Below are 15,973 nucleotides of genomic sequence, written 5' to 3' on the forward strand. Positions count from 1 at the left end.
GGGCGAAGGCGTTAAACAGTAAAGGCGTCTTGCAGGAGTTTTTCCTGCTGTTCGGCGTGCAACGAGGCATAGCCACATGCAGGCGCCGCAGACGCTTCACGACCGGCGTACTCGAGGACCAGGGTCTTCTTGTGTGCGCTGGCAACACGACGCATGTGGTGCTGACTGCAATACCAGGCGCCCTGGTTCATCGGCTCTTCCTGACACCAGACGATGTGCTTGAGGTTCTTGTACGGCGCCAGCGCTTCGGCCAGATCGTCTTCCGGGAACGGATAGAGCTGTTCGAGACGTACGATGGCTATGTCCTCGCGACCCTCGGCACGGCGCTTGGCCAGCAGGTCGTAGTAGACCTTGCCGCTGCACAGCACCAGGCGTTCGACCTTCTTCGGCTCGATTGGATCGATTTCGCCAATGACGGTCTGGAACGAACCTTCTGCCAGATCTTCCAGGGTCGAGATGGCCAGAGGATGACGCAGCAGCGACTTGGGCGTCAGTACGACCAAAGGCTTGCGCAGCGGGCGAATCACCTGACGGCGCAGCAGATGGTAGATCTGCGCCGGCGTGGTCGGTACCGCAACCTGCATGTTGTGCTCGGCACACAGTTGCAGGTAACGCTCCAGACGCGCCGAACTGTGCTCCGGGCCCTGCCCTTCATAACCGTGCGGCAGCAGCATGGTCAGACCACACAGGCGACCCCACTTGTGCTCACCACTGGAAATGAACTGGTCGAAGACCACTTGTGCGCCGTTGGCGAAGTCGCCGAACTGGGCCTCCCAGATCACCAGGCTGTTGGGCATGGTGGTCGAGTAGCCGTATTCGAACGCCAGGACCGCTTCTTCCGACAGGAACGAGTCGTATAGCGAGAAGGCTGGTTGACCGGCATAAAGGTGCTGCAGTGGCAGATAGGTACCGGAGTCCTTCTGGTTGTGCAGTTGCGCGTGGCGGTGCGAGAAGGTCCCGCGGCCAACGTCCTGACCGGTCATGCGTACCGGGTGGCCTTCGAACAACAGGGTCGCGTAGGCCAGGTTCTCGGCATAGCCCCAGTTGATCGGCATGCCGCCGGCGGTCATCTTGGCGCGGTCTTCCATCACTTTGGCGACCTGACGCTGCAGAACGAAGCCGTCCGGAGTTTCCAACAGCTTGTTGGCCAGTTCCTGAAGGGTTTTCAGCTCGAAGCGGGTGTCGTGACGGGCGGTCCAGGCATGGCCCAGATACGGACGCCAGTCGACGAACAGTTCCTTGTTCGGCTCCTTCACCAGGCTCTTGACCACGTGCTGGCCATTGTCCAGCGCGCTGCGGTACTCGTCGACCTTGGCCTGGATGCGTTCGGCGTCGAAACGACCGGACTGGGTCAGGTTGTCGGCATACAGCTCACGGGTGGTGCGCTGCTTGGCGATCTGCTGATACATCAGCGGCTGAGTACCACTTGGCTCGTCGGCCTCGTTGTGGCCGCGACGGCGATAGCAGACCAGGTCGATGACCACGTCACGCTTGAACTGCATGCGGTAATCGACAGCCAGCTGAGTGACGAACAGCACGGCTTCCGGATCATCGCCATTCACATGGAGGATCGGTGCCTGGATCATCTTCGCCACGTCGGTGCAGTACTCGGTGGAACGCGAGTCTTCCGGACGACTGGTGGTGAAGCCCACCTGGTTGTTGATGACGATGTGGATGGTGCCGCCCGTCTTGTAGCCACGGGTCTGCGACATCTGGAAGGTTTCCATGACCACGCCCTGGCCCGCGAAAGCCGCGTCGCCGTGCATGGAAATTGGCAGTACCTTGTCACCGCTCGCATCGTTGCGGCGGTCCTGACGGGCACGTACGGAACCTTCCACTACCGGAGAGACGATTTCCAGGTGAGACGGGTTGAAAGCCAACGCCAGGTGCACTTCGCCGCCAGCAGTCATCACGTTGGACGAGAAGCCCTGGTGGTATTTCACGTCACCGGAACTCAGCCCCTCGACCTTCTTGCCCTCGAACTCGTCGAACAGGTCGCGCGGGTTCTTGCCGAAGGTGTTGACCAGTACGTTCAGACGGCCACGGTGGGCCATGCCGATGACGATTTCCTGGGTGCCGTAGGCGCCGGAACGCTGGATGATCTCGTCCAGCAACGGAATCAGGCTCTCGCCGCCTTCCAGACCGAAACGCTTGGTGCCCGGGTACTTGGTGCCCAGGTACTTCTCCAGGCCCTCGGCTGCAGTCAGGCGCTCGAGCAGGTGCCCTTGCACTTCAGCGGAAAATGCCGGACGGCCGCGCACGCTTTCCAGGCGCTGCTGGAACCACTTGCGTTGCTCGGAATCGACGATGTGCGTGAACTCTGCGCCAATGGTGCGGCAATATGTCTGCTGCAACGCGGCATGAATTTCACGTAGGGTCGCCTCCTCTTTACCGAGGTACAGCTCACCGGTACGGAAGGTGGTATCGAGATCGGCGTCGGTCAGACCATAGTGGTTGATCGACAGATCAGCAGGCGCAGGACGCTGCCAGAGCCCGAGCGGGTCCAGCGTAGCGGCCTGATGGCCACGCATGCGATAAGCCTGGATCAAACGCAGGACTTCAACCTGCTTCTTCTCGTGCTCGCTGCTTACGCTACCGGCGGAAACCGGTTGCGCACGGCGCTGATTCTGCGCCAGCAGCACGAAATGATCGCGGATGGTCGAGTGCGAAACGTCGGTGGCGGCATTGCCGTCAGCCGGCAATTTCTGAAAATAGGTGCGCCACTCTTCGGGCACAGCGTTGGGATCGTGCAGGTAGAGCTCATAGAGCTCTTCCACATAGGCAGCATTACCACCGGATAGGTGGGCACTGTCCCACATGCGCTGCATCACGCTTTCTTGCATGCTTGGTCACCCTCGGTAAGGGGACACCACCGGCGTGGAGGCCGTAGTTGTGGATCAAGTCCTGAAGCAGCGACCTGATAGCCACTACGGGTCCCGCAGATAGTCCGGGCACCAGCCCGGATGCCCCTGCTGGTCGTCATTTCTTTCAGTAAGGACCACGGCTTTGTGAGCTGCGGTCCTGGTTTACTGTGACACCAGCTTCGTGCCGATGTCACAGGTGTTACGGGCAAAGCAAACGCTGAATCAGGTACCGCTTTGCAGCAACATGTTACGTACGTGGCCGATTGCCTTGGTCGGGTTAAGACCTTTCGGGCAAACGTTCACGCAGTTCATGATGCCACGGCAGCGGAACACGCTGAACGGATCATCAAGCGAAGCCAGGCGTTCTGCGGTCTTGGTATCACGGCTGTCAGCCAGGAAACGATAGGCTTGCAGCAGTGCGGCCGGACCGAGGAACTTGTCTGGGTTCCACCAGAAGGATGGGCAGGACGTCGAGCAGCATGCGCACAGGATGCACTCGTACAGACCGTCCAGCTTTTCACGCTCTTCCGGAGTCTGCAGACGCTCGATCGCCGGGGCAGGCGTGTCGTTCTGCAGGAAAGGCTGCACCTTCTCGTATTGCTTGTAGAAGATGCTCATATCGACGACCAAGTCACGAATGACCGGCAGACCGGGCAGCGGACGGATCACCAGTTTGTTGCCCTTCACCACCGTGGAGATCGGGGTGATGCACGCCAGGCCGTTCTTGCCACTGATGTTCATGCCATCGGAGCCGCAAACACCCTCACGGCAGGAACGACGATAGGAGAAGCCTTCGTCCTGTTCCTTGATCAGGGCCAGTACGTCCAGCACCATCAGGTCTTTGCCGTCGATAGTGACGTCGAAGTCCTGCATGAACGGTGTGGCGTCCTTTTCCGGGTTGTAGCGATAAACGCTGACTTGCAAAGTTTTGCCAAGAGACATGATGGCTACCCTTAATAAGTACGTACTTTGGGTTCAAAAGCAGGAACGGTCTTCGGCGCGAAGTTGACAGCGCGCTTGGAAACACGTTTCTCACCCGGGAAGTACAGGGAGTGGCACAGCCAGTTGGTGTCGTCGCGATCCTCGAAGTCTTCGCGGGCGTGAGCGCCACGGGACTCGGTACGGGTGTCAGCGGCAATCGCAGTAGCCTCGGCCACTTCGAGCAGGTTCTGCAACTCAAGCGCTTCGATACGCGCGGTGTTGAAGGCCTGGCTCTTGTCGGCGATCTTGACGGTGGCGATACGCTCGCGCAGATCGGCCAGTTGGGCGATACCTTTCTTCATGTATTCGCCGGTACGGAATACACCGAAGTAATTCTGCATGCAGGCCTGCAGCTCTTTACGCAGCGGTGCCACGTCTTCGCCCGTGCTGCGCTCATTGACGCCGGACAGACGCTTGAGCGATTGCTCGATATCAGTCTCGCTGGCGCCACGGACTTCCACGCCTTCTTTCAGCGCTTTTTCCAGGTGCAGACCAGCGGCACGGCCGAAGACCACCAGGTCGAGCAGCGAGTTGCCGCCCAGACGGTTGGCACCGTGTACCGATACGCAGGCAACTTCACCTACGGCAAACAGACCGTCGATGATCCTGTCGTTGCCGTTGGCGTCCTGAGTGATGGCCTGGCCATGAATGTTGGTGGCAACGCCGCCCATCATGTAGTGGCAGGTCGGGATAACCGGAACTGGCGCAACGACCGGGTCGACGTGAGCGAAGGTCTTCGACAGTTCGCAGATACCTGGCAGGCGGCTGTGCAGCACTTCCTCGCCCAGGTGGTCGAGCTTCAGCAGTACGTGATCCTTGTCCGGGCCACAGCCATTACCGGCGATGACTTCCTTGACCATGGAGCGCGCAACCACGTCGCGGCCCGCCAGGTCTTTGGCGTTCGGCGCGTAACGCTCCATGAAGCGCTCACCGTGGGCGTTGATCAGGTAACCACCTTCACCACGGCAACCTTCGGTGACCAGTACGCCCGCGCCAGCGATGCCGGTCGGGTGGAACTGCCACATTTCGATGTCCTGGACCGGTACGCCAGCACGCAGGGCCATGCCCACGCCGTCACCGGTATTGATCAGGGCATTGGTGGTGGACGAGTAGATACGGCCAGCACCGCCAGTGGCCAGAACCACGGCTTTGGAACGGATATAGACGGTTTCACCGGTTTCGATGCAGATGGCAATGATGCCGACCACTGCGCCGTCCTGGTTCTTCACCAAGTCCACGGCATACCATTCGTTGAGGAACGAGGTGCCGGCCTTGAGGTTGCCCTGGTACAGGGTGTGCAGCAGCGCGTGACCAGTACGGTCAGCAGCGGCGCAGGTGCGGGCAGCCTGGACAGATGGATTATCCGGGCCCTTGGATTGACCACCGAACGGACGCTGATAGATGCGGCCTTGCTCGGTACGGGAGAACGGCAGGCCCATGTGCTCGAGTTCGAACACGGCCTCGGGGCCGACGGAACACATGTATTCGATCGCGTCCTGGTCACCGATATAGTCGGAGCCCTTGACAGTGTCGTACATGTGCCAGCGCCAATCGTCGTTCGGGTCGGCCGAAGCGATGGCGCAAGTAATGCCGCCCTGGGCGGAAACGGTGTGCGAACGGGTCGGGAAGACCTTGGTCACCACGGCAGTCTTGTGACCACCCTGAGCCAGTTGCAGCGCGGCACGCATGCCTGCACCACCACCACCAACGATGATGGCGTCATAAGAAAGAGTACGGATGCTAGCCATGAATCAGAAACCCCACAGAATCTGCACACCCCAGACGAAGACGACGAACTGAAGCACGCCGCAAACAGCCTGGACGAGGAAACGCACACCCGTTGCCCAGCGGCCGATGGCCATGGGCGTCAGATAGTCGGTAGTGATGGTCCACATGCCGACCCAGGCGTGAACGATGAGCGCAACCAGCGCCAGCAGGCTGAAGATGCGCATCGCTGTGTGGGAGAACAATCCATGCCAGTCGGCATAAGTGAGGCCTGGATGGCTCACTACAAAACCGATCAGAAACAGGAAATAAGCCGCGAGAACGACCGCAGAAACACGCTGTGCCATCCAGTCATAGAGGCCCGAACGCGAGAAGTTCGTAACGTTGGTTACCATATCCACACCCCCGCAAGCACGATCACCACCACGGAAACGACGATGACGATTTTCGAGCCCAGCTTGCCGCCTTCCAGCGACTCACCGACACCCGTGTCCATGATGAGGTGGCGAATACCTGCCACCAGGTGATACAGCAGGGCGGACAACAGACCCCAGATAATCAGCTTGGCCAGCGGGCTGGTCAGACACGCCTTCACTTCTGCGAAGCCTTCCTCCGAGCTCAGCGACTTGTCGAGTGCGAAGAGCACGAGGACAAGGCCGACAAAGAGAATGACACCGGAAATACGGTGCAGAATGGACGTATAAGCAGTGATCGGGAGTTTGATAGTCCTGAGATCTAGGTTTACAGGTCGTTGGCTATTCACGGCTTTTTTCACACTAGAGGCCCCTAACAAGCAGGGCAAGTTGTCGGGAAGTGCACTGGTCAGGTACCCCTCACCAAGGGAGTGCCAACCGCCAAAACGCAGGCCCTAAAGCCCCTGGCGGCCGGGCGCAGAGTATAGACAGTTAGGTAACTAATGACAACGCAAAGACCCTCGCTAAAAGCGGATTGCGCGCCTTGACAAAATCACGTATTAGCTGCGGCAAAATGCCCTGAAAAAGGGCTGAAACCCCTCTGCCATCTGGGTTCGCGCAAATTGACTTTCGCATTTATGTCTCTATAGTGTTGCGGGCCCTGCGTGGGGGGCTTCTGATGATTTCAAGCATAAACAGGAGGCCGAACATGGCTGACAAAAAAGCGCAGTTGATCATCGAGGGCAATGCCCCCGTAGAGCTGCCCGTTCTGACCGGCACACTGGGTCCCGATGTAGTTGACGTGCGGAGCCTTACCGCCACAGGGCACTTCACCTTTGATCCTGGCTTTATGTCGACCGCCTCTTGCGAGTCGAAAATCACCTATATCGACGGCGATAAGGGCATCCTGCTGCACCGCGGCTACCCGATCGAGCAACTGGCAGAGAAATCCGACTACCTGGAAACCTGCTACCTGCTGCTCAATGGCGAACTGCCTACCGTCGAACAAAAAGCCACTTTCGTCAGCACCATCAAGAACCACACCATGGTTCACGAGCAGTTGAAGAGCTTCTTCAACGGCTTCCGCCGTGATGCCCACCCGATGGCCATCATGTGTGGCGTAGTCGGCGCCCTCTCCGCCTTCTACCACGACTCGCTGGACATCAATAACCCGCGCCATCGTGAAATTTCAGCCATGCGCCTGGTTGCCAAGATGCCAACCATCGCCGCCATGACCTACAAGTACTCCATGGGCCAGCCCATGATGTACCCGCGCAATGACCTGAACTATGCAGAAAACTTCCTGCACATGATGTTCAACACCCCTGCAGAGGTCAAACCGATCAGCCCTGTGCTGGCCAAGGCAATGGACCGTATCTTCGTCCTGCACGCCGACCATGAACAGAACGCCTCTACTTCTACCGTGCGCCTGGCCGGTTCGTCCGGTGCCAACCCGTTCGCCTGTATCGCCGCCGGCATCGCCGCGCTGTGGGGCCCGGCTCACGGCGGCGCCAACGAAGCTGTACTGAGCATGCTGGACGAGATTGGCAGCGTCGATAACATCGACACCTTCATCGCCAAGGCCAAGGACAAGAACGATCCGTTCAAGCTGATGGGCTTCGGTCACCGCGTTTACAAGAACCGCGACCCGCGCGCCACCGTGATGAAGCAGACTTGCGATGAAGTCCTGAGCGAGCTGGGCATCACCAACGATCCGCAGCTGGAACTGGCCATGCGCCTGGAAGAGATCGCCCTGACCGATCCGTACTTCAAAGAGCGTAACCTGTACCCGAACGTCGACTTCTATTCGGGCATCATCCTCAAGGCGATCGGCATCCCGACCAGCATGTTCACGGTGATCTTCGCCCTGGCACGCACCGTCGGCTGGATCTCCCACTGGAAGGAAATGCTCTCCAGCCCGTACAAGATTGGCCGCCCACGTCAGCTGTACACCGGCTACACCCAGCGCGATATCTCTCCGCTGGAATCACGCAAGTAAGCAACACCTCCCCTGCCCTGGTCTGCGCGCCAGGCAGCGGATATCAAAACGCCCGGTGCACTGCATCGGGCGTTTTGCATTTCAGGGCGCGTATATACCTAGATCAGGCAAGACCGCACGCCTAGCTTTGCTCGCAAAAATCACAGTCCAGCACACCAGCCGTGACACCAAGCCCCGGAAATGAAAAAGGCCCGCTCATGCGGGCCTTTTTCGGTATTACGCGGGATCAGTGACCGCTTTTCAGCATCTCTCTGGGCACGTACTTGCCGATCTCGAACTTGCCGATGGCCATGCGGTGTACTTCGTCCGGACCGTCAGCCAGGCGCAGGGTGCGCTGCATGGCGTACCAGTAGGCCAGCGGGAAGTCGTTGGACACGCCTGCGCCACCATGGATCTGGATGGCACGGTCGATGACCCGCAGCGCCACGTTTGGCGCCACAACCTTGATCTGGGCGATCTCGCTGGCGGCGACCTTGTTGCCCACGGTGTCCATCATGTAGGCCGCGTTCAGGGTCAACAGGCGAGCCTGATTGATCTCGATACGCGAATCGGCAATGTGGTCGATGTTGCCGCCCAGACGCGCCAGCGGCTTGCCGAAGGCGGTACGGGTCGCAGCACGCTTGCACATCAGTTCCAGCGCGCGCTCAGCCATGCCGATCGAACGCATGCAGTGGTGGATACGGCCTGGGCCGAGACGACCTTGAGCGATCTCGAAACCACGACCCTCACCCAGCAACACGTTTTCGTAAGGAACGCGTACGTTCTCGAACAGCACCTCGGCATGGCCATGCGGCGCATCGTCGTAGCCGAAGACCGGCAGCGGGCGCAGTACCTTGACGCCCGGGGCGTCCATCGGCACCAGAATCATCGAGTGTTGCTGGTGGCGCGGCGCATCCGGGTTGGTCAGGCCCATGAAGATCATGATCTTGCAACGCGGGTCGCAAGCGCCCGATGTCCACCATTTGCGGCCGTTGATGACCCACTCGTCACCTTCACGACGGGCATTGGCTTCCATATTGGTGGCGTCCGAGGAGGCCACGCCAGGCTCGGTCATGGCGAACGCGGAGCGAATGTCGCCAGCCAGCAGAGGCTTGAGCCATTGTTCCTTCTGCGCTTCGTTGGCGTAGCGCACCAGGACTTCCATGTTGCCGGTGTCCGGCGCGGCGCAGTTGAACGGCTCCGGGCCGATCAGCGAGCGACCCATGATTTCCGCCAGCGGCGCATATTCGGTGTTGGTCAGCCCGGCGCCCAGCTCGGAGTCCGGCAGGAACAGGTTCCACAAGCCTTCGGCCTTGGCCTTGGTCTTGAGTTCTTCGATGATGGCAGTCGGCTGCCAGCGGTCGCCTTGGCTTACTTGCTCATGGAAAACGGCTTCAGCCGGGTAAACATGCTTCTCCATGAATGCTGTGACGCGTTCACGCAATTCCTGGACTTTGGGGGAGTAGGCGAAATCCATGGGCGGCTACCTTTTGAGTACATATGGCATGGGTGTGGTTTCAATCTGAAAATGATGCTAGAACAGCGACCTGGATTTACCTAGCCTATTTTCATGGCTTATAAACATTCATCACCGATATGTGATCCGCGGGTTTTTCGGGTCGCCACGACGGGAGCACAGCATGAATCTGACCAAGGTCGACCTCAATCTCTTCATCGTCTTCGACGCGATCTATACCGAAGCCAACCTGACCCGTGCGGGGCAGATCGTCGGTATCACCCAACCCGCCGTTTCCAACGCCCTCGCCCGCCTGCGCGAAACCTTCAACGATCCACTGTTCGTACGTACCGCCCAGGGCATGGTGCCCACCCCCATGGCGCAGAACATCATCGGCCCGGTGCGCAATGCATTGCAGTTGCTGCGCGTATCGGTACAGGAAAGCCGCAGCTTCAATCCGCTGCAGGCGAACAAGACGTACCGCATCAGCATGACCGACCTCACCGAAACGGTAATTCTGTCGCCGCTGTTCCAGCGCCTGCGCCGCATGGCACCGGCGGTGCAGATCGAGAGCTTTCTCTCCAAACGCCGCGAAACCACCAAGGAATTGGCAGCCGGTCGCCTGGACTTCGCCGTCGATGCGCCCCTCAATACTGACCCTCAAGTGCGCCACGTCAAACTGATGGAGGACCGCTACGTCTGCGCCATGCGCACTGCGCACCCGATGGCCAAGGACAAGATCAACCTGGATGAATACCTGTCGCTGACCCACATCCAGATCTCCAGTCGTCGCAGCGGCTTGGGTTATGTCGATCTGGCATTGGGCAAAATGGGCCTGCAACGCAAGGTCGCCCTGCGCTCGCAGCATTACCTGATGGCGTCCACCGTGCTGCAGAACACCGACATGGTGATGACCGTCCCCGAGCGCTTCGCCAAGCGCCATGGCCTGCATTACGTGCAGCTGCCGGTCAATGATGTGCCTTCGCTGGAAACCCACCTTTATTGGCACGAAAGCACCGACCAGGACCCGGCCAACCGCTGGATGCGTGAACAGATCATCGAGATTGCGCAGCAAGTTAGCGCGCAGGAAAAAAAGGCGGAGAAGGCCTCCGCCTGAGCCGCTCATGGTTGTGCCAGATGACTCAGGCGGAGCCGTCTGGCATACAACCCACGGCAAGGGGGCCTAGCGGGCAGCGGTCCTTGCTTGCTCCGCGCGTTGTGCGGCCAGATCCTCGATACAGATTTCCCGCATGCGGAACTTCTGGATCTTGCCCGTCACCGTCATCGGGAAATCATCGACGAAGCGCATGTAACGGGGCACCTTGAAGTGAGCGATCCGCGCCTTGGCCCAACTGCGCAGTTCGTCCTCGGTAACCTGGTGGCCAGGATGCAGCTTGATCCAGGCCGCGATCTCTTCGCCGTACTTGCTGTCCGGAATCCCGATCACCTGAATGTCGGAAACCGCCGAATGGGTGAAGAAGAACTCCTCCAGCTCACGCGGATAGATGTTTTCCCCGCCGCGAATGATCATGTCCTTGCTGCGCCCGACGATGCTGACGTAGCCGTTCTCATCCATGCTGGCCAGGTCGCCGGTGTGCATCCAACGCCCGGCATCGATGGCCTCGCGGGTGGCTTGGGGGTTCTGCCAGTAGCCCAGCATCACGCTGTACCCACGCGTACACAGCTCGCCGATCTGCCCACGCGGCACGATGCGGCCTTCGCTGTCGACGATCTTGCTTTCCAGGTGCGGCTGGGTGCGGCCAACGGTGGTAACCCGTAGCTCCAGTTCATCATCGGCACCCGTCTGCAGGGATACAGGACTGGTCTCGGTCATGCCGTAGGCGATCTGCACCTCACTCATGTGCATGTCCCGGATGACCTGGCGCATCACCTCGATCGGACAGGTGGCGCCCGCCATGATGCCGCTGCGCAAGCTGGACAGGTCGAACGTCTCGCGCAGCGGGTGATCCAGTTCGGCAATGAACATGGTCGGCACGCCGTAGAGAATCGTTGCCTTTTCTTCTGCCACCGCCGTCAGCGTGGTCAGCGGATCGAAGGCGTCGCTCGGGTAGATCATGGTCGAGCCGTGGGTTAGGCAGCCCAAGTTGCCCATGACCATGCCGAAGCAGTGATACAGCGGCACCGGGATCATCACCCGGTCATGCTCGGTCAGGCCCAGGCTTTCGCCGACCATGTAGCCGTTGTTGAGAATGTTGTAATGGCTGAGGGTCGCGCCCTTGGGGAAACCCGTGGTGCCCGAGGTGTACTGAATGTTGATCGGATCATCGAACTGCAGGCTAGCCTGGCGCGCCCGCAGCGCATCGCCCGTGATCGTTGCCGCCTTGCCCTGCAAAGCATCCCAGCCCAGCAGCCCCTGAGGTGGTGAGGAGCACAGGCTGATTACGCCTTTCAGATCTGGCAGCACGGTGCTGTTCAGCCCGCCCGGCCGACTCTGCGCCAGGTCGGGGATCAACTCGAACAGCATGGCGTGGTAGTCCGACGTCTTGAAGGCGTCGGCGCAGATCACCCAGCGGCAGCCGGACTGCCTCAGGGCGTACTCCAGCTCGCTGGTGCGATAGGCCGGGTTGATGTTGACCAGAATGGCGCCGATCTTCGCGCTGGCAAACTGGGTGATGCACCACTGTGCGCAATTGGGTGCCCAGATCCCCAGGCGATCGCCGGCCTTGATACCCAGCGCCATCAAGGCGCGCGCCTGTTGGTCGACCGCAGCCGCCAACTCGGCCCAGGTGTAGCGCAGCCCCTGGTGGCGAACCACCAGCGCTTCGCGTGACGCAAAGCGCGCCACCGTGTCATCGAAGGCCTGGCCCAGGGTCATGGCCAGCAGGCTCTTGCCCTGCCCGCCTGTGGTGTAGGAATGAGTCATAACAGCAGCCCTTTGCTATATGTCTGCAACAGTTGATTCGCAGCCAACCTGAGGGTGCCCCGTTCCGGCGCACGTGCCACCCGCCACATGGCGGTAATCGCCATGCAGCCAGCAGCCTGTTCAGGAAACCGCACGAAAGCCGCCCGAATGGCAGGCCGACACCGGAAAGCGGTATCGGCCTGCCTGGGCATGCGTATGTTCAAGGCGCCTTGGCAGCACCCTGTTCCGCGACATGGCTCTCGTATTCGCGCGACAACACATAGAGCTTGATCTTCTCCACCTCCTGCGCACTCAACGAATCGCTGAATGCCGGCATGCCCAGCGGCCTCAGAATGCCGTCGAGCACGATGGCGCTGAAGTGCTCACGCTTGCCCTCATTGGAGTAGCGCAGATCCGGCGTCAGCCCACCGCTGATAACCCCGACACCGTGGCAGACGCTGCAGTACTGGGCATACAGTTGCTTACCCACGGCGACATCGGCCTCAGGCGCATCGACCGCCACTGGCGTGCGCGTCACCGCCGCAGCCTTGGCCGCAGGCGCCGGCAGTTGCTGCTGCCCATCGAGGGCAAACACCAGCAAGCGGCTGCGGTTGACCATGCCCGGCGCATTGACCGCCTGCCCGCCAACCAACACGGCTACGCCGCCCCAGCCGGCCATGATGGCCACGTACTGCTTGCCACCTACCGAGTAGGTCATCGGCGCGGCCACGATGCCGCTCTGGGTGGTGTACTGCCACAGCAGCTTGCCCTTGTCGGCGCTGTAGGCGCGCATTTCACCGGTCGCCGTGCCCTGGAACACCAGATTGCCACCCGTGCTCAGCGTGCCGCCATTCCAGTGAGTCGGGTATGGCACACGCCAGGCCTCACGCTGACGCACCGGGTCCCAGGCGAGCAATGCGCCGCTGACCACTTCGCTGGGTACGTCGGTGGTGTCGGAGAAACCGGCACCGGTGTTGAAGGCCTTGATCGGCGCGAAGTCCTTGCCTTCGTTGCGGTACACACCCGGCACTTCCTGGTAGGGAATGTAGACGAGGCCGGTTTTCGGGTTGAACGACATCGAGTGCCAGTTATGCGCGCCGAACGGGCTCGGCCACATAACGATGGGCTCCTTCTCGTAGCGCACGCCAGGCGCCTCGACCGGACGCCCGGTGGTCATGTCGATACGCTCAGCCCAGGTGACCTTGCCGAATTTTTCCGCCGAGATCAGCTTGCCGGTTTCCCGGTCGAGCACATAGAAGAAGCCGTTCTTCGGCGCCTGCATCAATACCTTGCGTGGCTTGCCGCCGATTTCCAGCTCGGCCAGGGTGATCTGCTGGGTCGCGGTGAAGTCCCAGCTGTCGCCCGGCGTCACCTGGTAGTGCCACACCAGCCGTCCGGTGTCCGGACGGATCGCCAGGATCGAAGACAGGTACAGGTTGTCACCACCGCCCGGACTGCGCAGCTCGCGGTTCCACGGCGAACCATTACCGGTGCCGACATAGAGCAGGTCCAGCTCCGGGTCATAGGCCATGCTGTCCCATACGGTCCCGCCGCCGCCCAGTTTCCAGTACTGGTCGCCTTTCCAGGTCTTGGCCGCCTCGGCCAGTTCCGGATGCTCGTAAGGCTTGGCCGGATCACCCGGCACGGTATAGAAGCGCCAGGCCATGTCGCCGGTCTCGGCATCATAGGCGGAGACGAAGCCGCGCACGCCGTACTCGGCACCACCATTACCGATCAGCACCTTGCCCTTCACCACGCGCGGTGCGCCAGTGATGCTGTAGGGTTTCTCGGGGTCGGTGGTCTGCCGGCTCCAGACTTCCTTACCGGACTTCGCATCGAGGGCGATCAGACGACCATCGAGCGTACCGACGAACACCTTGTCGCCCCACAGGGCAACACCGCGGTTCACCGCGTCGCAACAGGCGTTACGGGCGTAATCACGCGGCACAACAGGGTCGAAACTCCAGAGCTGCTTGCCCGTGACCGCGTCCACCGCAATGACCCGGCTCCACGACAGCGAGGTATACAGCACGCCCTCGTGCACCAGGGGCGTGGATTCCAGGCCACGGGTGTTGTCCAGATCGATGAACCAGGACAGGCCGAGCTTGGCGACGTTGCCGTCATTGATCTGCTCGAGCGGGCTGAAGCGCTGCTCGGCATACGTGCGGCCATGGCTGAGCCATGACTCGCCAGCCTTCTCGGTGGCGCGGATGGCAGCGCCATCGACAGGAGCGCAAAGCGCATGCGCCGACAGCGACATGCACAGGAACAACAAGGGCGTGCGCAGGCTGTGCGCAGGCCACGACAGAGATTTCATCATCGTCAACTTCCTCGGTGAATACGGGTCAGGCGATAGGCCAGCCAGGCTGGCCATGGCACGAGCTAGAACACTTGCATCACGCGCAAGTTGATCCGGTCGCCCTCGCGAAAGCCGTTTTCCACCGAGAGGTCGCGCCCGTAATTGACCATCAGCTGGGTCTTGGGCGCGACGAACCAGGCCGCCCCGGCGGTGAACTTGCGGGTCTTCGCCTCGTCGTCCTGGCGGGTGCCGTCCAGACGGGTTTCACCGCCCCACAATTGCGAGTAACCCACACGCAGGTCAAGCGTCGGCGTCACCTGGTAGCGCAGGAAGGCCTGGCCCTGGTACAGCACGGACTGACGCAAGGTCAGACCAGCCGCAGTGGCGTCGTCGTTCTTGCCGAACCAGGTGGCATCGGCAACCAGGTCCAGCCACCAGCGATCACCCAGCCCCTGGATATAGCCCGCCTGCAGGGCGGCTTTCCAGCGGTTCTCGCCGATATTGAGTGCGTCCTTACGGTCGTATTCCCCGGTCGGGACATAGAGGAACGGCGTGATGCCGAAGTAGCGACGCTGCTCGGGCTCCTCCACCAGCCAGATGGTCGAGGCCAGGATCAGGTCACCGATGCCATCGCTCTTGCCGAGGCCGGAAGTATCGCGCTTGCCCTCCAGGCGCCCGAAAGGCAGGAGGAATTGCGGGTCGATGGTGAAGCGGCCGAGCTTCATGAAATGCACGCCGCGCAGAATGCCGATATCGGAATTGAGCCCCGCACGCACGGGTTGCTTGTGGCCATCGCTATACAGCGAACGGCGCTCGGCATGCTGCAGGTACACCATGCCCAGGCTGGTGCCTTCAGGCAGAGCGGTGTAGTCACCGGCATCGACATCGACCGCCTGTGCCTGCGAAGCCAGCCCCAGACAAAGGGCCATGGCAAGGCCGCTGGCCATGCCAGCGTAGGACGGTCGCGAATTCCCTGTGCGCATTACATGTTCTTTCATCATGGTCTCACCTGAATTGTTTTTATTGTCGGGATGAATCCCTCGGCCATCGGTATCCAGCACGCAGACACATGACAACCGGCAGATGGCTCATAGCAAATCGCGTACCAACAAAAATATCCTTTAAATTCAATAAGATGAAAAAGCAAAAGGCAGCTCATGGAAATCGCCAAACAGGTCGCGGCACCCTGCAAGGCCTGATTTCACGGGCTTTGCGGGGATGACACACCTGTCGTCTCATGCGACGCATCTCAATCTCAAAATGAGACACGAACACAACCAACCCAAACAGTCGTTAATTATCATAAATAATTGAATTAATTAGGATTTATATCGAAACACTGGATTGGCACAGGCGTTGCGTAGAGGGGTTTCCACTCCAATAAAAAGAGTTGC

11 protein-coding genes are annotated in these 15,973 nt (G+C 60.4%); 2 read left to right on the plus strand and 9 right to left on the minus strand.

Annotated features, from left to right (window positions below; genetic code table 11):
* Positions 1 to 11 precede the first annotated feature (11 nt).
* The 5 genes from ACWPW0_RS11725 to sdhC form a co-directional block, all read right to left on the minus strand.
* On the minus strand, positions 12 to 2,843 hold the full coding sequence (locus ACWPW0_RS11725; protein WP_447591586.1) for a 2-oxoglutarate dehydrogenase E1 component: 2,832 nt from the start codon (positions 2,841 to 2,843) through the stop codon (positions 12 to 14).
* A gap of 243 nt (positions 2,844 to 3,086) precedes the next feature.
* Complete coding sequence (locus ACWPW0_RS11730) at positions 3,087 to 3,806, minus strand: succinate dehydrogenase iron-sulfur subunit (protein WP_447591584.1); 720 nt, start codon at positions 3,804 to 3,806, stop codon at positions 3,087 to 3,089.
* A gap of 11 nt (positions 3,807 to 3,817) precedes the next feature.
* The gene (gene sdhA, locus ACWPW0_RS11735; RefSeq protein ID WP_447591582.1) at positions 3,818 to 5,593 is read right to left on the minus strand and encodes a succinate dehydrogenase flavoprotein subunit; all 1,776 of its coding nucleotides are present in this window, start codon (positions 5,591 to 5,593) and stop codon (positions 3,818 to 3,820) included.
* 3 nt (positions 5,594 to 5,596) lie between these two features.
* Complete coding sequence (gene sdhD, locus ACWPW0_RS11740; protein WP_447591580.1) at positions 5,597 to 5,965, minus strand: succinate dehydrogenase, hydrophobic membrane anchor protein; 369 nt, start codon at positions 5,963 to 5,965, stop codon at positions 5,597 to 5,599.
* A complete protein-coding gene (gene sdhC, locus ACWPW0_RS11745; protein ID WP_447591579.1) occupies positions 5,959 to 6,345 on the minus strand; it encodes a succinate dehydrogenase, cytochrome b556 subunit in 387 nt (128 codons plus the stop codon). Before sdhC ends, sdhD begins: the two co-directional genes overlap by 7 nt.
* Positions 6,346 to 6,692: 347 nt before the next feature.
* On the opposite strand from sdhC, the gene gltA reads away from it, so the two are divergent.
* The gene (gene gltA, locus ACWPW0_RS11750; RefSeq protein WP_447591577.1) at positions 6,693 to 7,982 is read left to right on the plus strand and encodes a citrate synthase; all 1,290 of its coding nucleotides are present in this window, start codon (positions 6,693 to 6,695) and stop codon (positions 7,980 to 7,982) included.
* A 226-nt stretch (positions 7,983 to 8,208) separates the two neighbouring features.
* Here the strand turns inward: gltA and ACWPW0_RS11755 are convergent, their stop codons facing one another.
* The gene (locus tag ACWPW0_RS11755) at positions 8,209 to 9,438 is read right to left on the minus strand and encodes an acyl-CoA dehydrogenase (protein ID WP_447591575.1); all 1,230 of its coding nucleotides are present in this window, start codon (positions 9,436 to 9,438) and stop codon (positions 8,209 to 8,211) included.
* Positions 9,439 to 9,601: 163 nt separating this feature from the next.
* On the opposite strand from ACWPW0_RS11755, the gene ACWPW0_RS11760 reads away from it, so the two are divergent.
* Positions 9,602 to 10,534 carry a LysR family transcriptional regulator gene (locus ACWPW0_RS11760; RefSeq protein WP_447591574.1) on the plus strand — a complete coding sequence of 311 codons (933 nt, stop codon included), beginning with the start codon at positions 9,602 to 9,604 and terminating at the stop codon, positions 10,532 to 10,534.
* Between the two features lie 66 nt (positions 10,535 to 10,600).
* Here the strand turns inward: ACWPW0_RS11760 and ACWPW0_RS11765 are convergent, their stop codons facing one another.
* From ACWPW0_RS11765 to ACWPW0_RS11775, 3 genes are all read right to left on the minus strand, one after another.
* Positions 10,601 to 12,301, minus strand: coding sequence for an AMP-binding protein (locus ACWPW0_RS11765; RefSeq protein WP_454255420.1), 1,701 nt, complete (start codon positions 12,299 to 12,301; stop codon positions 10,601 to 10,603).
* A 199-nt stretch (positions 12,302 to 12,500) separates the two neighbouring features.
* A complete protein-coding gene (locus ACWPW0_RS11770) occupies positions 12,501 to 14,540 on the minus strand; it encodes a PQQ-dependent dehydrogenase, methanol/ethanol family (protein ID WP_447595640.1) in 2,040 nt (679 codons plus the stop codon).
* Between the two features lie 122 nt (positions 14,541 to 14,662).
* Complete coding sequence (locus tag ACWPW0_RS11775) at positions 14,663 to 15,562, minus strand: transporter (protein WP_447591570.1); 900 nt, start codon at positions 15,560 to 15,562, stop codon at positions 14,663 to 14,665.
* Between the last annotated feature and the right edge of the window lie 411 nt (positions 15,563 to 15,973).

This window comes from Pseudomonas sp. Marseille-Q8238, from assembly GCF_965111915.1.